Source organism: Eikenella sp. HMSC071B05, assembly GCF_001811325.1.
GTDB lineage: Bacteria > Pseudomonadota > Gammaproteobacteria > Burkholderiales > Neisseriaceae > Eikenella > Eikenella corrodens.
Map to the genome: position 1 here is coordinate 63094 of NZ_KV804539.1, position 20083 is coordinate 83176.

22 protein-coding genes and 1 riboswitch are annotated in these 20083 nt (G+C 56.7%); of the genes, 13 read left to right on the plus strand and 9 right to left on the minus strand.

Features of this window, described 5'->3' with window-relative positions:
• Nucleotides 1-95 precede the first annotated feature (95 nt).
• Nucleotides 96-662: a hypothetical protein gene (locus HMPREF2796_RS01260; RefSeq protein WP_070630315.1), complete on the minus strand. Its 567-nt coding sequence runs from the start codon at nt 660-662 to the stop codon at nt 96-98.
• A 95-nt stretch (nt 663-757) separates the two neighbouring features.
• Between HMPREF2796_RS01260 and HMPREF2796_RS01265 the strand changes: the two genes are divergently transcribed.
• The 7 genes from HMPREF2796_RS01265 (at nt 758) to HMPREF2796_RS01295 (ending at nt 5017) form a co-directional block, all read left to right on the plus strand.
• Nucleotides 758-1408 (plus strand): 4'-phosphopantetheinyl transferase family protein, encoded by a 651-nt coding sequence (locus tag HMPREF2796_RS01265; RefSeq protein WP_070630317.1) that lies wholly within the window; start codon nt 758-760, stop codon nt 1406-1408.
• Nucleotides 1409-1668: 260 nt separating this feature from the next.
• Entirely contained in the window at nt 1669-2415 is a 747-nt protein-coding gene (locus HMPREF2796_RS01270; RefSeq protein ID WP_070630319.1) for a beta-ketoacyl synthase chain length factor, read from the plus strand.
• A complete protein-coding gene (locus HMPREF2796_RS01275) occupies nt 2394-3176 on the plus strand; it encodes a lysophospholipid acyltransferase family protein (RefSeq protein ID WP_070630323.1) in 783 nt (260 codons plus the stop codon). Before HMPREF2796_RS01270 ends, HMPREF2796_RS01275 begins: the two co-directional genes overlap by 22 nt.
• The gene (locus HMPREF2796_RS01280) at nt 3169-3429 is read left to right on the plus strand and encodes a phosphopantetheine-binding protein (RefSeq protein ID WP_070630324.1); all 261 of its coding nucleotides are present in this window, start codon (nt 3169-3171) and stop codon (nt 3427-3429) included. The genes HMPREF2796_RS01275 and HMPREF2796_RS01280 overlap by 8 nt, the downstream gene beginning before the upstream one ends.
• A gap of 82 nt (nt 3430-3511) precedes the next feature.
• Nucleotides 3512-3772 (plus strand): acyl carrier protein, encoded by a 261-nt coding sequence (locus HMPREF2796_RS01285; RefSeq protein WP_064083727.1) that lies wholly within the window; start codon nt 3512-3514, stop codon nt 3770-3772.
• Entirely contained in the window at nt 3769-4308 is a 540-nt protein-coding gene (locus HMPREF2796_RS01290) for a COG4648 family protein (protein ID WP_067439868.1), read from the plus strand. The genes HMPREF2796_RS01285 and HMPREF2796_RS01290 overlap by 4 nt, the downstream gene beginning before the upstream one ends.
• A gap of 139 nt (nt 4309-4447) precedes the next feature.
• Nucleotides 4448-5017, plus strand: a complete 570-nt coding sequence (locus tag HMPREF2796_RS01295; RefSeq protein WP_070630326.1) for a DUF6707 family protein — start codon at nt 4448-4450, stop codon at nt 5015-5017.
• A gap of 103 nt (nt 5018-5120) precedes the next feature.
• Here HMPREF2796_RS01295 and HMPREF2796_RS01300 read toward each other — a convergent pair whose 3' ends face one another.
• The gene (locus HMPREF2796_RS01300; protein WP_070630329.1) at nt 5121-6302 is read right to left on the minus strand and encodes a phosphoglycerate kinase; all 1182 of its coding nucleotides are present in this window, start codon (nt 6300-6302) and stop codon (nt 5121-5123) included.
• A gap of 191 nt (nt 6303-6493) precedes the next feature.
• On the opposite strand from HMPREF2796_RS01300, the gene HMPREF2796_RS01305 reads away from it, so the two are divergent.
• Nucleotides 6494-6853 (plus strand): hypothetical protein, encoded by a 360-nt coding sequence (locus tag HMPREF2796_RS01305; RefSeq protein ID WP_141749125.1) that lies wholly within the window; start codon nt 6494-6496, stop codon nt 6851-6853.
• A gap of 142 nt (nt 6854-6995) precedes the next feature.
• A complete protein-coding gene (gene hslV / locus HMPREF2796_RS01310) occupies nt 6996-7529 on the plus strand; it encodes an ATP-dependent protease subunit HslV (protein WP_070630333.1) in 534 nt (177 codons plus the stop codon).
• 230 nt (nt 7530-7759) lie between these two features.
• Here the strand turns inward: hslV and HMPREF2796_RS01315 are convergent, their stop codons facing one another.
• On the minus strand, nt 7760-8959 hold the full coding sequence (locus HMPREF2796_RS01315; RefSeq protein WP_070630335.1) for an acetate kinase: 1200 nt from the start codon (nt 8957-8959) through the stop codon (nt 7760-7762).
• 301 nt (nt 8960-9260) lie between these two features.
• Complete coding sequence (gene dnaK, locus HMPREF2796_RS01320; protein ID WP_023887540.1) at nt 9261-11192, minus strand: molecular chaperone DnaK; 1932 nt, start codon at nt 11190-11192, stop codon at nt 9261-9263.
• Between the two features lie 405 nt (nt 11193-11597).
• On the opposite strand from dnaK, the gene HMPREF2796_RS01325 reads away from it, so the two are divergent.
• Both HMPREF2796_RS01325 and HMPREF2796_RS01330 read left to right on the plus strand, forming a co-directional pair.
• Nucleotides 11598-12353, plus strand: coding sequence for a glutathione peroxidase (locus HMPREF2796_RS01325; RefSeq protein ID WP_070630337.1), 756 nt, complete (start codon nt 11598-11600; stop codon nt 12351-12353).
• Nucleotides 12354-12532: 179 nt separating this feature from the next.
• Complete coding sequence (locus HMPREF2796_RS01330; protein ID WP_070630339.1) at nt 12533-13930, plus strand: dihydrolipoyl dehydrogenase; 1398 nt, start codon at nt 12533-12535, stop codon at nt 13928-13930.
• A gap of 217 nt (nt 13931-14147) precedes the next feature.
• On the opposite strand, the gene HMPREF2796_RS01335 is transcribed toward HMPREF2796_RS01330, so the two are convergent.
• On the minus strand, nt 14148-15113 hold the full coding sequence (locus tag HMPREF2796_RS01335) for a S49 family peptidase (protein ID WP_070630341.1): 966 nt from the start codon (nt 15111-15113) through the stop codon (nt 14148-14150).
• A 303-nt stretch (nt 15114-15416) separates the two neighbouring features.
• Between HMPREF2796_RS01335 and HMPREF2796_RS01340 the strand changes: the two genes are divergently transcribed.
• Entirely contained in the window at nt 15417-15875 is a 459-nt protein-coding gene (locus HMPREF2796_RS01340) for a DUF6585 family protein (RefSeq protein WP_070630343.1), read from the plus strand.
• A 167-nt stretch (nt 15876-16042) separates the two neighbouring features.
• On the opposite strand, the gene accC is transcribed toward HMPREF2796_RS01340, so the two are convergent.
• The 4 genes from accC to HMPREF2796_RS01360 all read right to left on the minus strand — a co-directional run bounded on the left by accC (nt 16043) and on the right by HMPREF2796_RS01360 (nt 18916).
• Entirely contained in the window at nt 16043-17422 is a 1380-nt protein-coding gene (gene accC / locus HMPREF2796_RS01345) for an acetyl-CoA carboxylase biotin carboxylase subunit (protein ID WP_070630345.1), read from the minus strand.
• 60 nt (nt 17423-17482) lie between these two features.
• Complete coding sequence (gene accB, locus HMPREF2796_RS01350) at nt 17483-17944, minus strand: acetyl-CoA carboxylase biotin carboxyl carrier protein (protein ID WP_070630347.1); 462 nt, start codon at nt 17942-17944, stop codon at nt 17483-17485.
• Nucleotides 17945-17980: 36 nt separating this feature from the next.
• Nucleotides 17981-18436 (minus strand): type II 3-dehydroquinate dehydratase, encoded by a 456-nt coding sequence (gene aroQ / locus HMPREF2796_RS01355; RefSeq protein WP_070630660.1) that lies wholly within the window; start codon nt 18434-18436, stop codon nt 17981-17983.
• Nucleotides 18437-18697: 261 nt separating this feature from the next.
• Nucleotides 18698-18916, minus strand: a complete 219-nt coding sequence (locus tag HMPREF2796_RS01360) for an HP1242/YdcH family protein (protein ID WP_003824558.1) — start codon at nt 18914-18916, stop codon at nt 18698-18700.
• A gap of 141 nt (nt 18917-19057) precedes the next feature.
• On the opposite strand from HMPREF2796_RS01360, the gene HMPREF2796_RS01365 reads away from it, so the two are divergent.
• Nucleotides 19058-19642 (plus strand): DNA glycosylase, encoded by a 585-nt coding sequence (locus HMPREF2796_RS01365; RefSeq protein ID WP_070630349.1) that lies wholly within the window; start codon nt 19058-19060, stop codon nt 19640-19642.
• A gap of 229 nt (nt 19643-19871) precedes the next feature.
• Nucleotides 19872-19966, plus strand: a riboswitch (TPP riboswitch).
• The last annotated feature ends 117 nt before the right edge of the window (nt 19967-20083 follow it).

A 20083-nucleotide genomic window follows, 5' to 3' on the forward strand; every position in this document is an offset into this window, starting at 1 on the left:
CTTGTCCTGATTTTTGTTAATCCACTATAGAAAACAAAAAGGCTACCTGAAAACCGCCAATCGGGTTTTCAGGTAGCCTTTATGCCGCAACCGGCTTAGCGGGCGATGTCGCCGCGCATTACCACGCGGGCGTGGAACGTGCCCACTTCGCAGTCATACTGGCCGCCGCGCAACACTTGGCGGTTGTAGTAGCTGTGGAAGTTGCTCACGCGGCTGCCGCCACGGGCTTGAGCGGTTTCCTGGAATTTATGGGCGGCGTTGATAAAGGCGCGTTCGCAAGCAGCTTCGTCGGATTGGTTGGAAGCATTGGCTGCCTGACGGGTGGTCAAATTGGCCTGAATCACGCGGCCGCTGCCGCCGAAGCTCACCGGCACGCTGGGGTTGAGCAGTCGCTTGGCTTCGTCGGAAGCCATCACGGCACGGCCGGAGCAGCGGTACACTACTTTGCGGCCGCCGCGGTTGGGGTCGTCATCCTGCAGCAGGCGGCACACGCGGCCGGTGGTTTGGGCGGTGGCATGGGCGCTGTTGCGGCCGCTATCGCGGCGGGCTTCGCTGCGGCTGCCTTGATTGCCTGAGTTGTCCGGCGCACGGTTGTTTTGGCAGCCGGCGAGGCCGAAAGCGGCTACAATCGCAGCCGCCAGCATGATTTTGCGAGATTTCATATTTGCTCCCTTTTTAAGCTGGGTTGGAAACCAAAAATTCACGGCCAAGCAGCCGCGATTTCACAGAGTTTAAAGTATATTAAAAAAACTTGCCTATGCCTACCCGCCTGCCTCCGCCACACCCCCTCCGCCTCTATTTGGCCGCGCCCGACTGCGCCGAGCACTACCATGCCGAGCTGCTGGATGCGGCCGACCGCGCCCACCTTGTGCGCCACCCTGCCCGTGCGGCGCAAACCGGCTGGCAGGTGAGCCGTTTTCTCAAGCAGCAGGCGGCGGCCGACGGGTTTTCAGGTAGCCCGAATTATTCGGGCAGCCTCAGCCATAGCGGCGATCATGCCGTGCTGGCGGTGCTGTCTGCCGATTTTCCCGTGGGCGTGGATTTGGAGCGGCTGCGCCCGCGCCGTTTCGATGCCTGGCCGGATTGGGTGCTGCATGCAGACGAAGCGCGCTGGCTGCAACAGCATGCCGAATTGGCCGATTATTATGCGTTGTGGGCGCTGAAAGAAGCCTTGCTCAAGGCCACGGGGCAAGGGCTGGCGGAGATGCCGCAAACCGGATTGCGACCAAACGGGGACAGCTGGCGGCTCTACGCGGCCGGCCGGTTTTGGCAGGGCGCAGTGTTCCTGTTGGACGGAGCTTGGCTGTGCGGCGTAGTGTGGCCGCAGGAAGTGGCAGCAGAATGGATATGGCACAGCTTCGGTAAGTGGCAAACGGTGGAAACGCAGCTGCTTTATCGTTTTGTTTAGGCGCTTTAACTGTGCTTTCAGGTAGCCTCAAACTCTCGGCAAACAATACAAAAACTTCAGAAATGAAGGCTACCTGAAACTTTTCTTTTCGCAGAACCGCCCCCCACATTTTGCCTCCCGCCGGCCAGATGCCCGAGTGCTGCATTCTTGTTATAATGCGCCACCTTAAGCGCTCTTAACCGGCTGCCTGTTTTTTAAAAAAGGCTACCTGAAAGCGCAGCTTCAACGTAGTTAAAACGCAGCCTCAACGAAGTTAAACCATGACCGCCGATTTCCGCCTCCGCTTTTCCATCCAAAGCTGGCACGCCGCCTCCATCCGCCTGCACACAGGCGAAGACTGGGCCGCGTGGGCATCCGGCCGCTTAAACGCCGCCGATTTGCCCGACACGCCGCCAAAGGTGGATTTTCTGCCCGCCATGCAACGGCGGCGGCTCGGCCTCTCGGCGCGGCTGCTGTTTGCGGCGGCGCATCCGCTGTTGGCGGAAGGCGAATCCTGCCCGCTGGTGCTCGCCTCGCATGACGGCGAAATCAACCGCAGCTTCGACTTATGGGCAACGCTGTTGCGCGACAACGAAGTTTCCCCCACTTCCTTCGGCCTTTCCGTGCACAACGCCCTGGCCGGGCAGTGGTCGATGCTGCGTGGCGACATGAGCGAATACACCGCGCTTTCCGTTCGGCAGAGCGGTTTGGAAAGCGCCGTACTCGAAGCCGCCGGCCTGCTGGCCGATGGGGCGGAGCGCGTGTTGGCGCTGGTGGTGGACGAACCCTTGCAGGCGCAATATCCTGCCGAACCGGCCGAACGCGCGCCCTTTGCCCACGCGCTGGCGCTGCTGCTTACCGCCGGCGAAGAATGGGAGATCTCCCCCGCCGCGCCCGATGCCGGCGGCACGGTAAACTGCGGCTATTGGGGCGCGCTCGAATGGCTGCGGCAACAGCACTCAGGCAGCCGCCAGTGGATAAACCGTTATGCAGACAAGGCTTGGCAATGGCAGCGGCTTATCCCTTGAGCGCCCGTTTAAACCGCCTGTGGCGATTGCTGGCCACTGGGCTGGGCTTCGTGTTTTTCGGCGTGTTCGGCGTGCTGCTGCAAATCGTGCTGCTGCCCTGGCTATGCCGCCCATCGCCCACTTTGGCGCAGCAAAAGCAGGCGCGCCACGTGGTTACGCGTACTTGGCTGTGGTTTAGCTATTATTTGATGCGCTCGGGCATTTTGAGCGCGGAATTTGAAGGCTTCGAGCGGCTCGGCCGCCCCGGCCAGCTGATTTTGGCCAACCATCCTTCGCTACTCGATGTGGTGTTCCTGCTCGGCCGCGTGCCCGAAGCCAACTGCATCGTGAAAGCCGATCTGCAGCGTAATCCGGCCATGGCCGGGCAAATCCGCGCCTGCGGCTACCTGCCCAATCAGGAAGATTTGGATTTTGTGGAAGCCGTGCACCAAGTTTTACAGCAGCAATGCCTGCTGGTATTCCCCGAAGGCACGCGCACCGGCTGGGACGGCGTGGTGAAATTTCATCGCGGCGCAGTATCCATCGGCCTCAGAAGCGCGCAGGTCATCACCCCCGTGGTGATCAAAATGCAGCCGCCGAACTTCAAAAAAGGCCAGCCGTGGTACAAAATTCCGCTGCAAAAACCGGCCTACCGCTTTATTGTGGGCGACGACATCAACCCGCAGGATTGGTTAAACAAGCACCCCCTGCCCATTGCCGCCCGCCGCCTTAACGACCACCTGCAACAATACTTCAATGAAAGAAGCCAAAAACATGACTGATTTGAAACAAGAAATCAAACAACTGATTATCGACAGCCTCGGCCTGGAAGACCTCACGCCCGCCGACATCAGCGACGAAGAAGCACTGTTCGGCGACAGCGGTCTCGGCCTCGATTCCGTAGACGCACTCGAACTCGGCCTGGCCGTGCAAAAACACTTCGGCTTCCAGCTCGACGGCGAAAGCCAGGAATTGCGCGACAGCTTCGCCAATGTGTCCACACTGGCCGCTTTCGTGCAGAAACAACGCGGCTAGCCAAAGCAGTTTGCTCAAGGCTACCTGAAACATAGGCCGGGCATTCCTGCCCGGCCGCCACCCATCATTATAAGGAACACCCATGACCGAAACCGAAATCCGTGCCTTCCTGTTCGACATACTGGAAAACATGTTTGAAATCGACACCAGCAACGTAACCGGCAGCACCAACCTCTACGAAGACCTCGAAATCGACAGCATCGACGCCATCGACCTGCTCGACCAAATCAAACGCCAAACCGGCTACAAACTCCAAGCCGACGACTTCCGCAACGTCCGCACCATCGACGACATCGTGGCCGCCGTATCCAAGCTCTACCAAGAAGCCAAGCCCGAAGCGTGAAAACCGCTGCCAAAATCCTGCTCGGCATCTTGAGCGTACTCTACCCCCTGCTCTGGTATTACGGCCGCGAGCAGGGCTGGTTTTATCCGCTGGCCGGTTTCATGCTCCTGCTCTGGCTCGCCCGCGCCGCCATGCAGCGCGACCCCGGCCAGCGGCGCGTTTCCCTCCTCGTGGCCGCCTTCTTCGCCGCCATCCTCCTGTTAAAGCGGCCCGGCAGCATGTATTGGTATCCCGTGTGGGTAAACGGCCTGCTGCTATTGCTGTTCGGCCTCAGTCTCACGCAAAAACAAAGCCTGATCGAACGCCTCGCCCGCCTGCAACACCCCGACCTGCCGCCCGAAGGCGTGGCCTACACCCGCCGCGTTACCCAAATCTGGTGCGGTTTTTTCGCCCTCAACGGCAGCCTCGCCGCCCTGCTCGTGTTGCTCGAACAATACCGCTGGTGGGCACTCTACACCGGCATCATCGCCTACATCTTAATGGGCATCCTGATGGGCGGCGAGTTTGCCTACCGCAAATGGGTGTTGAAGTTGTAAAACCAAAAAAGGCTACCTGAAAAACAGAGATGATGGTTTTCAGGTAGCCTTTGAGCTTATCTGGAAATGAAACAGGCATATTTGCTGCCTAAGTGAAAATCAAGCTGAAGAAATTTTGAATGACGGAGAGGCGAACCTGATGTTTTCCGATTTACTGCTTTCAGATAATTTATCCCCGGCCCAGATGAAAAAAGCGACGGCGTTGAGCAAAAAATTCAGCCCAACCAACAAAGCCGACTTGGAAAAGGCCTACCACCTGCTATTCAGCCTGTTTTGCACCAACCGCATTCAAGAAACGGAAATCTGCTTAGATGCTTTAACCAAGCTGAAATTCAACGGAAATTTCAACTTATGGACATTTATCGAACCCTGTTATTGTTTGAAATTCTTCTTAACCCACGACGAAAGCGTCAAACAAGAAATCACCCGAATGCTGCGTGAAGACGTGAAATCGAAATGGCATGACGATGACGAACATCAGGAATGGATACAAAAAATTCTGGATGGCGAATCGGTGAAAAATGCACAAGAAGAGTTAGACCGATATATTGACGACGGAGTGGAAAAAGAATATTTCTGGCGCGTTAACTTGCTGACAGAATACTTGCACGTGCTGGCACTGGGCGCGACAGGTGTGTTGAATCCGTCCGTTGTTCGTGATGCCATTAATCAGAATCTGGCCAGATTAAGGGAAATAAGTGCGGCATAATCAGCTCGGTACGTGGCACTGGTTACCCACACGGAATCTGATACCACAAAGGCTACCTGGAACTTTCAGGTAGCCTTTTTCTATTCATTCAACACCGGCCGTATCAGCCCGCCGCACGTTTTTCCAGCACGGCCACGCCGGGCAGTTGTTTGCCTTCCAGGAACTCCAAGAACGCGCCGCCGCCGGTAGAGATGTAGCTGATTTTGTCGGCGATGCCGAATTTGGCAATGGCGGCCAGGGTATCGCCGCCGCCGGCGATGGAGAAGGCGCGGCTCTCAGCGATGGCTTCGGCCATCACGCGCGTGCCTTCGGCGAAACGGTCGAACTCAAACACGCCCACCGGGCCGTTCCACACAATCGTACCGGCTTCGCGCAGCAGCGCGGCGAGCGAGGCGGCGGATTGCGGGCCGATGTCGAGAATCATGTCGTCTGCGGCCACGTCGGCCACGGCTTTGGTTTCGGCAGCGGCATCGGCGGCAAAGGCTTTGGCGCACACCACGTCTTGCGGCAGCGGCACGGCGCCGCCTTTGGCTGCCATTTTTTCAGCCACGGCGCGGGCTTCGGCAGCCAAATCGGCCTCGGCCAGCGAGTTGCCGATGGGCTGCCCGGCGGCGAGCAGGAAGGTGTTGGCGATGCCACCGCCCACGATCAGCTGATCCACTTTGTCGGCCAGGCTGTTGAGAATGGTGAGCTTGGTGGACACTTTGCTGCCGGCCACAATCGCCACCAGCGGGCGGGCGGGGTTTTTCAGTGCCTTACCCAGTGCGTCCAATTCGGCAGCCAGCAAAATGCCGGCGCAGGCAGCGGGTGCGGCTTCGGCCACGGCCACCAGCGAGGCTTCGGCGCGGTGCGCGGTGCCGAAGGCATCGTTCACATAAATATCGCACAACGCGGCGTAGGCCCGGCCGAGCTCAGCATTGTTTTTCTTCTCGCCTTTGTTCACGCGCACGTTTTGCAGCATCACCACTTCGCCAGGCTGCGGGCGCGGCGGATTTTGCTGCCAATCGCTGCTCACGGGCACGGTGAGGCCGAGCAGGCTGCCCAGATGCGCGGCCACGGGCGCGAGGTCGTCTTCGGGCTTGAATTCGCCCTCGGTGGGACGACCGAGGTGGCTCATCAGGATAACGGCGGCGCCGTTTTCCAGGCAGTAGCGCACGGAGGCGAGCGAAGCGCGGATGCGGGTGTCGTCGCCGATTTTGCCGTCTTTAATCGGCACGTTCAGGTCGGCACGGATCAGCACGGTTTTGCCGCGCACATTTTGTTCGGTGAGCTTGAGGAAGGACATAGTTATCCCTTTTGGTTTCAGTTATTTGGTTGGGAAAATCGGGCGGCTGTGCCAGCCGCATAAAACGCTGCCATTATCTTATAAACGGTTGGGCGGCGCAAACGGGGGAAATGGGGCAGTTTGGTTTTCAGGTAGCCTCTATATTTTTGTAGGTATATAATTTTGCTTATTTATTTCGTATGGGGCGTACTATGGGCAAAAAAATCAGTATTTCGCCTGCACAGCTGATGCCTGTGTGGCTGATTATGGGGTTTGGGCTGGTTTTATACTTTTGGCTGTCCAATGCCTATCGGGTCACCCAATCGTGCCGTGGGGAAGTGGACGCAGCGGTAATGTACCGTTTTGTAGAGATGACGGCTATGTTCGTGGTGGCTGCTTTAGTTGGATGGCTGTGGCAATTTTTTATCTTTCGGGATGTTCGAACTGCAGGCGGGCAGCCTTCTACCCGGAAACAGGCTTTATTATTGGTTTGCCTTTATCCTATTTTTGCGTACTTGGTTTGGTATGGTATTGTTGTATTGAGCGTTTTTATGCTCCCACCCTGCATATAATCTAGGGACTGGAGCTGCCCTGCTGTTTGCGGCAGTTTGGTTTTCAGGTAGCCTCCAGCTTGCTGGCCGGCAAACAAATTGAAATTCGCGCGGCCGCCCTAATCTGCCGCCTATTCCCAACTGTTTCAACAAAGGAAGCACCATGCAGCAATTCGACGGCACCACCATCGTTTCCGTACGTCGGGGCAACCAAGTCGCCATTGGCGGCGACGGCCAAGTCAGCCTGGGCAACACCATCATCAAAGCCACCGCGCGCAAAGTGCGCAAACTGTATAACAACACCGTTTTGGCCGGGTTTGCCGGCGGCACGGCCGATGCGTTTACTCTGATTGAGCTGTTTGAAGCCAAATTGCAGAAACACCAAGGCCGGCTCACTGTATCCGCTATCGAGCTGGCCAAAGAATGGCGCACCGACCGCGCCCTGCGCCGCCTTGAGGCCATGTTGATTGTGGCCGACAAAGACACCACCCTCATCATCACTGGCAACGGCGACGTGCTCGAACCGGAAGGCGGCATCGCCGCCATCGGCAGCGGCGGCTCATTCGCCCAGGCTGCCGCCCGCGCGCTGATGGAAAACACTGAGCTGCCGCCCGAAACCGTAGTGAAAAAAGCGCTGGAAATCGCCGGCAGCATCTGCGTCTACACCAACGACCAGCACACAGTGGAAACGCTGTAATCACTCCAAATGCAAACGGCTACCTGAAAACTTCAGCCCCAACGAAGTGAAAACCAAACTCTGGTTTGCCGCTTGTTCCCCTGTCCGACCACATTGAGCAGGGGAATAATTTTCAGGTAGCCTCACCCTAGGCTTACCCGATATACAAATAACAGACAAACAAAAGGCTACCTGAAACTGAAGATAAACAGTTTCAGGTAGCCTTTATTTTGCTTTAACAGCCGCTTGGCTTATTCAATACCGGCCAGGTGGGCAGTATCTTGAGCAATCATCAGCTCTTCGTTGGTGGGGATAACCATGGCCAGCGGTGTGCTGCCGGCTTGGCTGATGATGCCGCCTTCGCCGAAACGGGCGGCAAGGTTGGCTTTTTCATCTACGGTAAGGCCGAGGAAGCCCAGGTAGCCGATGGTTTTGCTGCGGATAGTGTCGGAGTTTTCGCCGATACCGCCGGTGAACACCAGCGCATCCAAGCCGCCTGCGGCCACGCTCATGGAAGCAACGTATTTGGCCAGGCGGTAGGCGAATACTTCCAGCGCGAGCTTGGCGCCTTCATGGCCTTTGCCGGCGGCTTCTTCGATTTCACGGCAGTCGTTGGACAGCTCGGAAATGCCGAGCAGGCCGCTTTGTTTGTGCAGCAGGTCGGTGATCTGCTCGATATTCAGGCCGGCGTTATTGTGCAGGAAGGGGAACACGTTGGCGTCAATGTCGCCGCTGCGGGTACCCATTACCAAGCCTTCGAGCGGAGTGAGACCCATGCTGGTATCACGGCACTTGCCGCTATTGGAGGCAGCAATGGAAGCGCCGTTGCCGAGGTGGGCAATCACCAAGCGCAGGCCTTCTTCGCTGCGGCCGAGCAGGCGGGCGGCTTCGGCAGCCACGAAACGGTAGCTGGTGCCGTGGGCGCCGTAGCGGCGCAGACCGTATTTACGGTAGAGCTCGCGCGGCACGGCGTAGGTGTAGGCATGCTCGGGCATGGATTGGTGGAAGGCGGTGTCGAACACCACGGCGTGCGGCACGTGGCTGAAAATGCTCATGGCGGCGCGGATGCCGAGCAGGTGGGCAGGGTTGTGCAGCGGCGCGAGCATGATGCACTCTTCAATGCCTTTGATCACTTCCTCATCAATCAGGCAGGATTCTTTGAAACGTTCGCCGCCGTGCACCACGCGGTGGCCGACTGCGCCAATGCGTTTGTCGAGCTTGCGCTCTTCGAGTTCGGCCATCAGGGCTTCCACGGCGCCGGTATGGTTTGGCTTCTCAGCCAGGCTCACGGTGTGTTTTTCGCCGTTTACTTTGAAGATGATACGTGCATCGGGCAAATTGAGTTTCTCGGCCAGGCAGCTCAGCAAAACTTCGCCGTTGGTGCTATCCAATACGGCGCCTTTAACGGAGGAGCTGCCGCAGTTTAATACCAGAATCAGTTTGTCAGACATGATGTCCCTTTATAATTTATATGTGGATTACATAAAAACGGCGGCTGCCCGCCGGCTGTTTGTTTTTCTTACGGATACAATGAACTTGCTAAGAAAATTGGCGGCTATTGTAACAAAACTGCTTTATCTTCTCTATGCCTGCGGCCAATCTTAACGCAAATAGGGTGGGAGGCCGAATCAACGGATAACTGTGGACGGTATCAGCACGCATCAGGCGATAGGAAGAACGAGATGTTTTAGCTATAAACAAAGGCTACCTGAAAATTTTCAGGCAGCCTTCATTACGCTAAACGGCTGATGCTTATTTGTCGTCTTTCACTTCTTCAAATTCGGCATCCACCACATCGTCGCCTTTTTTCGGCTGCTCGCTGTCGGCAGACTGGCCGGCTTGGGCTTCCTGAGCCTGCTTCTGGGCATCGGCGTACAGCATTTCGCCCAGTTTCTGGCTGGCTTTGCCCAGCTCTTCGGCTTTGGCATCGATAGCGGCTTTGTCGTCGCCTTTCACGGCTTCTTCGGCTTCTTTCAGCGCGGCTTCGATTTTTTCCTTCTCGGCTGCGTCGAGTTTGTCGCCGTAGTCGGCCAGCGATTTCTTCACGGAGTGAATCAAGGCTTCGGCCTGGTTGCGGCTCTGCACCAGCTCGTGCAGTTTTTTATCTTCTTCGGCGTTGGCTTCGGCGTCTTTCACCATGCGTTCGATTTCTTCCTCGCTCAAGCCGGAAGAACCTTGGATGGTGATGTTGGCGGCTTTGCCGGTGCCTTTGTCTTTGGCAGACACGTGCAGGATACCGTTGGCGTCGATGTCGAAGGTTACTTCAATCTGCGGCATGCCGCGCGGGGCGGGGGCAATGTCGCCGAGGTTGAATTGGCCGAGCGATTTGTTGGCGGAAGCGCGTTCGCGTTCGCCCTGCAACACGTGGATGGTTACGGCGCTCTGGTTGTCTTCGGCGGTGGAGAACACTTGCGAAGCCTTGGTGGGGATGGTGGTGTTTTTGTTGATGAGTTTGGTCATCACACCGCCCATGGTTTCGATGCCCAAAGACAACGGGGTAACGTCGAGCAGCAATACGTCGCTGCGGCCGCCGCCCAACACTTCGCCCTGAATGGCGGCACCCAAGGCCACGGCTTCGTCGGGGTTCACGTCTTTGCGCGGTTCTTTGCCGAAGAACTCTTTCACGGTTTCCTGAACTTTGGGCATACGGCTCTGGCCACCCACCAAAATCACGTCGTCGATGTCGTTCACGCTCAGGCCGGCATCTTTGATGGCGGTGCGGCAGGGCACGATAGAACGCTCAATCAGGTCTTCCACCAGGCTTTCAAACTTGGCGCGGGTAATCTTCATGGCCAAGTGTTTGGGGCCGGTGGCGTCCATGGTGATGTAGGGCAGGTTCACTTCGGTCTGCTGGCCGCTGGAAAGCTCGATTTTGGCTTTTTCGGCGGCTTCTTTCAGGCGCTGCAAGGCCATTACATCGGTTTTCAGGTCGATGCCCTGGTCTTTCTTGAACTCGGAAATGATGTAGTCGATCAAGCGTTGGTCGAAGTCTTCACCGCCGAGGAAAGTATCGCCGTTGGTGGAGAGCACTTCAAACTGTTTTTCGCCGTCCAAATCGGCAATTTCGATGATGGAAATATCGAATGTGCCGCCGCCCAAGTCGTATACGGCGATTTTGCGGTCGCCTTTGGCGCCTTTGTCCATACCGAAAGCCAGTGCGGCTGCGGTGGGCTCGTTGATGATGCGTTTCACATCCAAACCGGCGATGCGGCCTGCGTCTTTAGTGGCCTGGCGCTGGCTGTCGTTGAAATAGGCCGGCACGGTAATCACCGCTTCGGTTACTTTTTCGCCCAAATAGGCTTCGGCGGCTTCTTTCATTTTGCGCAGCACTTCGGCGGAAATCTGCGGCGGAGAAAGCTCTTTGCCTTGTGCTTCCACCCAAGCGTCGCCGTTTTTGGCTTTCACGATTTTGAAAGGCATCAGGTCGATGTCTTTCTGCACTTCTTTATCTTCAAATTTGTGGCCGATCAGGCGTTTTACCGCATAGATGGTGTTTTTCGCGTTGGTAACGGCCTGGCGTTTGGCCGGCGCGCCCACGAGGATTTCGCCGCCGTCCAGATAGGCGATAACGGAGGGAGTGGTGCGTGCGCCTTCGGCGTTTTCGATTACTTTAGTCTGGCCGTTTTCGGAAATGGCCAGACAGGAATTGGTGGTACCCAAATCGATACCGATAACTTTTGCCATAATGGATTGCTCCTTAGAGATTAGTAGAATTCAGACAGCGCCTTGCTGGCGCTTTAACTTGCCCAGTAAATGGGTTTGGCCGTTTTTTTTTCAAGGGAAAAGGCTATTTTCATTTTAATATATTGATTTTTATTAGATAAAATAGTTTCAGGTAGCCTTGGGCAACAAATTTCTGCCTAGCCTATTGAATTTCTGCCGCCAGCCCTAATAAAAACAAATGTTGTTTCCCGTATATACGCACCGATGAGGTGCACGCGAGCTATTTATAGATCAAAGCAATTCATATTATTTGAACTATAAATTATACAAATCGCCTGGCGGCGGCTAGAATGCCGCCCTGTCGATACACCGTATCTCGCAAATTCATCCGCATTATTTCTGACACCCTGATATAAGGAGCTCTATATGTCTATCAACATCAAATCCCGCGACCAATTGGTTGGTCAGCAAGTTCCGAACGTAACCTTCCACACCCGCGTGGCTGATTCTTGGAAAGACGTCACCACCGACGAGCTGTTCAAAGGCAAAAAAGTAGTGGTATTCGCCCTGCCCGGCGCGTTCACCCCCACCTGCTCTTCCAGCCACCTGCCGCGCTACAACGAGCTGGCTCCTGCATTTAAAGAGAACGGCATCGACAACATCCTGTGCGTATCCGTAAACGACACTTTCGTGATGAATGCCTGGGCAGCCGACGAAGAAGCCCACAACATCACCATGGTTCCCGACGGCAACGGCGAATTCACCCGTGGCATGGGCATGGAAGTGAGCGATGAAGACATCGGCTTCGGCAAACGCTCTTGGCGCTACTCCATGCTGGTGGACGACGGCAAAATCGTGGAAGCCTTCATCGAGCCGATCAAAGAAGGCGACCCCTTTGAAGTTTCCGATGCCGACACCATGCTGAAATTCGTGGCTCCGAACTGGAAACCGCAAGAATCCATCGCCATCTTCACCAAACCTGGCTGCCCCTTCTGCGCCAAAGCCAAAGCCGCTTTGCAGGAAAAAGGCCTGGCCTACGAAGAAATCGTGTTGGGTAAAGACGCCAGCATCGTTTCCGTACGCGCCATCACCGGTAAAGTAACTGCCCCGCAAGTGTTCATCGGCGGCAAATACATCGGCGGCAGCGAAGACCTGGACGCATACTTGGCCAAACACGCCTAATTTCCCAGCTATCCAGTTGCCAATACAGTAGATAGCTTTGCGAGCCGCCCCAATAGGGCGGCTCTTTTCCCAAGACCTTTCAGGTAGCCTGTTACACCGCAGCAGCCGATATTTTTCAGGTAGCCCTTCGCCGGCCATACAGGCTACCTGAAAGGTCTTCCCACATAAGGAAAGCAGACATGAAACACCTCACCGCAGACGTTGTCGTTATCGGCGGCGGCACCGCCGGCATGGGCGCCTTTCGCAATGCCCGCCTCTACACCGAAAACGTTTATCTCATCGAAAGCCACGTTTTCGGTACCACCTGCGCCCGCGTCGGCTGTATGCCCTCCAAGCTCTTGATTGCCGCTGCGGAAGCCCGCCACCACGCCCTGCACACCGATCCCTTCGGCGTGCATCTGGACAAATCCAGCATCAGCGTAAACGGCGAAGAAGTGATGAGCCGCGTCAAATCCGAGCGCGACCGCTTCGTCGGCTTCGTGCTGGAAGACGTAGAAGCCTGGCCCGCCGAGCGCCGCATCATGGGGCAGGCCAAATTCATCGACGAGCACACCGTGCAAGTCGACGACCACACCCAAATCCGTGCCGAACGCATCGTAATCGCCACCGGCTCCCGCCCCATCGTTCTGCCGCAATGGCAGGCGCTGGGCGACCGCCTCGTCATCAACGACGACGTATTTTCATGGGACACCCTGCCCGAGAGCGTGGCCGTATTCGGCACCGGCGTAATCGGCCTCGAGCTCGGCCAAGCCCTAAGCCGCCTCGGTGTGCGCGTGGAAATGTTCGGCCTGGGCGGCCTCATCGGCGGCATTTCCGATCCCGTGGTGCTGGAAGACGCCAGAGCCATCTTCGGCCAGGAAATCCCGCTCCACCTCAACGCCCAAACCGAAACCCGGCTCAATGATAAAGGCCAAGTGGAAGTGGCATGGACGCAAGACGGCGAAAGCGGCGTATTCACCGCCGACTACCTGCTCGCCGCCATCGGCCGCCGCCCCAATGTGGACAACATCGGGCTGGAAAACCTCAATATCGAGAAAGACGCACGCGGCGTGCCCGTGGCCAACCCGCGCACCATGCAAACCAGCATCCCGCACATTTTCATTGCCGGCGACGCCTCCAACCAGCTGCCCCTGCTGCACGAAGCTTCCGACCAAGGCAAAATCGCCGGTGAAAACGCCGGCCGCTACCCCGATATACGGGACGGCCTGCGCCGCAGCATGATCGGCGTGGTGTTCTCCAACCCGCAAATCATCAGCGTGGGTGCGCGCTTTGCCCAGCTGGAAAAAGAATATGGCAGTAAGCTCGTAACCGGCCAAGTATCCTTCCGCAACCAAGGCCGCAGCCGCGTGATGCTGGTGAACCAAGGCAGCCTGCGCGTGTATGCCGACCGCGAAACCGGCCGCTTCCTCGGCGCCGAAGGTGTCGGCCCCGCGCTGGAGCACATCGCCCACCTCCTCGCCTGGGCGCACCAGCAGCACATGACCGTGCCGCAAATGCTCGACATGCCCTTCTACCATCCCGTAATCGAAGAAGGCCTGCGCACCGCCCTGCGCGACGTAGCCGCCAAACTGGCCTAAAGGCTACCTGAAAGCTCAGCCTTGGCACAGCCAAGCTTGAGCTTCGGCGAAGCTGAGGCGTTAATCAAAACGCAGTGGCAACGGAGTGAGAAAAAACGGTAAACGGATTGATTCCGTTTGCCGTTTTTGTATTTGCCTGTAGCGGGCGTAAAAAAGCGTATGTTGCTTGAAAATAGTTTCAGGTAGCCTTTTTATACCAAGGCAGCAAACTAAATGCCTACCACGGCTGTTCCTGCACCGCTTCCTGCAAGCCTTGACGCACGCTGGCGCCTACGCCTTTGCTGAACAGGCGGCTGATGTCGTCGGCGGGGGTGTAGTCCACCAGCTCGGGGGCTTTGATGATGTCGCGCGATACGCTGTAAATGTCGCCCAGGCCGTCGATGAGGCCGGTTTTGAGCGCTTCGTTGCCGGTGTACACGCGGCCGCTGAACAGGTCGGGATTATCCGCTTCGTTCAGGCGTTTGCCGCGCCCGTCGCGCACAGCTTTGATGAATTGCTGATGGATGTCGTCCAGCATGCCTTGCCAAATGGCGGTTTGCTCGGGGGTTTCCGGGCTAAAGGGGTCGCCCATGCCTTTGTTGCTGCCGGCGGTGCGCTGGCGGCGCTGGATGCCCATATTGTGCATCAGGCCGGTGAGGTCGAAGCTGCTGCCAACCACGCCGATGCTGCCGACGATGCTGGATTGGTCGGCATAGATTTTATCGGCAGCAGCGGCGATGTAGTAGCAGCCGGAGGCGCACATATCTTCGGCCACCACATACACAGGGATTCCGGGGTGCTCGGCGCGCAGGCGGCGGATTTCGCGGTAGGCCACGCCGGATACCACGGGCGAGCCGCCGGGGCTGTTGGCACGGATAATGATGCCGCGCACCTGTTTGTTTTTATAGGCAACTTCCAGGCCTTGGCGCAGTTTGCCGGCCTGGTTTTCGCCGGCGGTAATCGCGCCTTCTAAGCGGATTACGGCGGTATGCGGCCCGGCAGCGGCGGGATTAAGGCTGCCTATATTGCCGAAAATGGCAAACAAATAGAGAGCCAGAAAGGCGATGAGCAACAGGCGGAAAATGAGCTTCCAAATACGGGCACGGCGCTGCTCGCGATAGGCTTCGAGCAGCAGTTTTTCCAGCGTGTCGCGCTCCCAGTTGCCGCTGTTTGGCTCGCTATTGCGGTGGATGATGTGTTTCATGGCTGGTAACTTTCTTGGAATGATGTGGAATACCGGAGGGCTACCTGAAAGCATTCGCTTCAACAAAGCTAAAATGGTATGCACCTGATTCCGGCGGGGAAGAGCAATTATTGTAACACGCGAGGGCAACAGCAGTTTCAGGTAGCCTTGAGCAAGCTGCAAGCGGAATGGAGGTATTCATTCATATTCGCTGCCCACTGTTGCCTACAGACTACCTGAAAAGGCAGAAATGAAGCAAAACAATCAGATATTGATTGTTTATATTACAATCCGCCCTCTTATAAATTTAAATGGACACACACCATGCGCCACCGCAAACTAGGCCGGCAGCTCACCACCTTCCGGCATACCCTCACTTGGACCTTCCTCGCCACCATTATCTTCCTGCTGCTGATGTTTATTTGGAATATAGCCGGTATGGGCGAGGGCATCCACGCCAATGTTGGGCTATTCAACGTGCTGTTTACCGCCTGCTACGGCACTTATGTGGCCGATCAAATCAGATCGCGCCTCACGCTGTACGAACACGGCTTTATCCTGCAAACCCTGTTTAAAGAACACGTTGTGGTGTATCGGGAAATTCGCGGCATTCAATCCAAATTCTCGCAAATCGAATCACCCGGCTCGTTTATGCACGCCCGCATCGATACGCCGCAAGGCCGCGTGCTGCTGAAAAACAACTGGAAGTCGCGTAGAGATTTCTACAATTTCATCGTGCAATTCCTGTTTCAGGATGATGAAGACGACGTCATCTTCCACTAAGCGGATAAGGAAAAGGCTACCTGAAAATTTCAGGTAGCCTTTTATAGTGAATTAAATTTAAACCAGTACGGCGTTGGCTCGCCTTGCCGTAACGTGTGTACTGTCTGCGGCTCGCCGCCTTGTCCTGATTTAAATTTAATCCACTATATTCATCTGGTCACAACAAACTATTTTTCAGTCTGCTTCTCAGCTTGCAGCTGGGCTTTACGCTCTTCCAGCCAGTGCTCCAGATAATGGATGCTCACGCCGCCTTTGGCGAAACCGGGGTCGCGGAACAGGTCGTCGTGCAGTGGGGCATTGGTTTTGATGCCGCTCACAGTGAGCTCGGAGAGAGCAACGCGCATTTTGGCGATGGCCTGCTCGCGATCGTTGCCATACACGCAGATTTTGCCGATGAGGCTGTCGTAGTTCGGCGGGATGCGGTAACCCTGGTAGATGTGGCTGTCCACGCGCACGCCGAAGCCGCCGGGCAGATGGCAGCTGGTGATGCAACCCGGGCTGGGGATGAAGCTGTAGGGGTCTTCGGCGTTGATGCGGCATTCGAAGGCATGGCCTTGGATCACCACGTCTTTCTGCTTATATTGCAGCGGCAGCCCGGCGGCGATGCGCAGCTGTTCCTGCACGATGTCGATGCCGGTAATCAGCTCGGTTACGGGGTGCTCCACCTGCACACGGGTGTTCATTTCGATGAAGAAAAATTCGCCGTCTTCATACAGAAATTCAAACGTACCGGCGCCGCGGTAGCCGATGCGTTTGCAGGCGGCCACGCAGGCTTTGCCGATTTTCTCGCGCTCTTTGGCGGTGATGCCGGGCGCAGGCGCTTCTTCGATCACTTTTTGGTGGCGGCGCTGCATGGAGCAGTCGCGCTCGCCCAGATAAATGGCGTTGCCGTGCTCGTCGGCCAACACCTGCACTTCCACGTGGCGCGGGCGTTGCAGGAAGCGTTCCATATATACCATCGGATTGCCGAAGGCGGCTTCGGCTTCAGCCTTGGTCATTTCCACGGCCTTAATCAGGTCTTCGCGTTTTTCCACCACGCGCATACCGCGCCCGCCGCCGCCGCCGGAAGCTTTAATGATCACGGGGTAGCCCACGCGCTCGGCAGTTTGCAGGATTTCGTCGGGATCGTCGGGAAGTGCGCCGTCCGAGCCGGGCACGCAAGGCACGCCGGATTCGAGCATGGCTTTTTTGGCAGACACTTTGTCGCCCATCAGGCGGATGGTGTCGGCACGCGGGCCGATGAAGATGAAGCCGGATTCCTCCACCTGCTCGGCAAAGCGGTCGTTTTCGGCCAGGAAGCCGTAGCCGGGGTGGATGGCATCGGCGCCGGTTACTTCGGCGGCGGCGATGATGGAGGGAATGTGCAGATAGCTCTGCGCAGAGGGGGCGGGGCCGATGCAGACGGATTCGTCGGCCAGCTTAACGTGCAGGCTGTCGTTGTCGGCAGTGGAATGCACGGCCACGGTGGCGATGCCCATTTCGCGGCAGGCGCGCAATACGCGCAGGGCGATTTCGCCACGGTTGGCGATGAGGACTTTTTTCAGCATAATCTTTGCCTTATGGTTTTCAGGTAGCCTTTATGCCGCAGCAGGAAGCTACCTGAAAAATTATTCGATGATAAACAGCGGCTCGCCAAACTCTACCGGCTGGCCGTTTTCCACCAGAATTTCTTTCACCACGCCGCTGCGTTCGGCTTCGATTTCGTTCATCAGCTTCATGGCTTCGATAATGCACAAAGTGTCGCCGGCGTTCACGCTCTGGCCCACTTCCACAAACACCGGCGCGTTCGGGCCGGGGGCGCGATAGAAAGTGCCCACCATGGGCGAGGTTTGCGCTTTGCTCAAATCGCGCTCGGGAGCCGCAGGCGTGCCTGCGGCTGCAACGGGCGCGGCAGCGGCCACGGCGGGAGCCGGAGCGGCGGCCATGGCAGGCGCGGCGGCATACACGGGCTGCGGAGCAGCCAGCGAGCGGGTAATGCGCACTTTTTCTTCGCCTTCGGTTACTTCAATCTCGGCAATGCCGGATTCTTCCACCAAGTCGATGAGTTTTTTGAGTTTGCGTAAATCCATAATGAGAGGTCCTTTTAAGGGATTCGGAGCCGGGCTTTAGCCGGCCTGTTTTTGTTGCAAGTATTCAATGGCGAAATCCAGCGCGGCGGAATAGCCGTGCGCACCCAGCCCGCAAATCACGCCCTGCGCCAAATCGGAAAAATAGGAATGGCGGCGGAAGGGCTCGCGGGCGTGCACGTTGGAGAGGTGGACTTCGATAAAGGGTTTGCCGGCGGCAGCGAGCGCATCGCGCAGGGCGACGCTGGTGTGGGTGTAGGCTGCCGGGTTGATGATGATGAAGGCGGTATGGTCGGCCATGGCCGCCTGGGCACGCTCAATCAGCACGGCTTCGGCATTGCTCTGCACGGCTTCAAAGGCATAACCGGCAGCTTCGGCGCGCGCCTGCAGGCCGGCATTGATGTCGGCAAGGGTGGTTCGGCCGTAGATTTCCGGTTCGCGCCGCCCCAAAAGATTGAGGTTGGGGCCGTGCATAACGAGGATGGCGGGTTTCATGCTGGGAGGCAGTTTAAATTCGGTTGAAATGAATAATTGCGCCTGAAAACGCAGTTTGCCGCTGGCGGGCAAGATGCTCATTTTCGGCGATAGTGGGGGAAATGTCCAGTTTTTGTATTTATCTGTATGGAAACGGCAGAGTTTGTTAAGCGGCAGCTTCGGCCGTATTTAAAGCAGTAAAGGCTACCTGAAACGCAGCGCAGCTAAGTTCTGCGAAGCCAAACTTTCAGGTAGCCTTCTTAGCCTGTTTTTAATCAGGCCTTATTTTTTGTCGTGCTGTTTCAGGATTTGATAGAGCTGGTCTTTCAAATGCAGCTTCTGTTTTTTCAGCACTTCCACTTCGTCCAAATTGCCGGTAACCGGATTTTTGACCATATTGGCGATTTTTTCGTCCAGCTCATTGTGTTCGTCAAACAGGCGGGCAAAGCGTTTGTCGGATTGTTTGAGCTGGCTGATGAGGTCGCGATATTCTGGGAACATTATTTTCTCGCTTTCGAGTGGGTAAGGGTTGAACAAACTTTTTATCTTGGTTCTACTTTATCATAGCCGGCGGGAAAAATCGAACGGCTCCCGCTTTTATTCGCTTTATAATGAACCCCTCCAAATTATTGCCTTGCCGCCATGCCCGAAATCGAAAGCCACCCATTCCCCGCCCTGCTGCCGCCCGAAGCCACCGTGATGATGATGGGCACCTTCCCGCCCAAGGCGGAAAAGCACGCCATGCTGTTTCACTATCCCAATTTCATCAACGATATGTGGCGCGTGTACGGGCTCGTGTTCTTCAACGATACCGCGCACTTCCAAAAAATAGGCGAAAAAGCATTTGACGCGGAAAAAATCAAAGCCTTCCTACACGAGCGCGGCATCGCCTCCTGCCCCACCGTGCTCAAAGCCGTGCGCGAGCAAGACAATGCCTCCGACAAATTCCTGCGCGTGGTGGAAACCGTGGATTTGCCCGCCGTACTCGCCCAGCTGCCGCGCTGCCGCCATATATGCACCACCGGCGGCAAGGCCACCGAAGTGCTGCTCTCCCTGCTGCCCGATGCGCCGAAAATGCCGAAAACCGGCGAAACATTGCCCTTCACTTTGGCCAATCGGCATCTCACCCTCACCCGCCTGCCTTCCACCTCGCGGGCATATCCGCTGAGTTTGCAGAAAAAAGCAGCGGCATATCGGGCGTTTTTCGAGATGGCGGGATTGGTGTAGTTTTCAGGTAGCCTTTATAAAGTGGCTTGAGGCTACCTGAAAATTGGAAGGTTCGGCACTTCAAATGGCTGCGTGCAACCCCGCCCCTCTCAAACGTGCCGCAGAAAAACATATCGTGAAATTCTTCATTCACTGTACTGATGCAAGGCGGCCAAACGCAGACAGCATGAACAATACAGCCAGGCGCGCCATGCCATAGCAGCGGATTGGGGATTCCACTATAATCCGCCCCCTTGAGTCGGGGTGCTGCCTTGTGCGGCTGAGAACATACCCGTTGCACCTGAACCGGTTAATGCCGGCGGAGGGAACTCGCGGCCGGTTTGGGCGGGATGCTGCCCGGTTTGATTGGCCGCAGGCGGCAGAGCGGATTCTGCCGCGGCAACGTGATGATGCGCTCCGATTTATCGGGGCGTTTTTTGTTGCCTGCCGTTCTGAGCATGG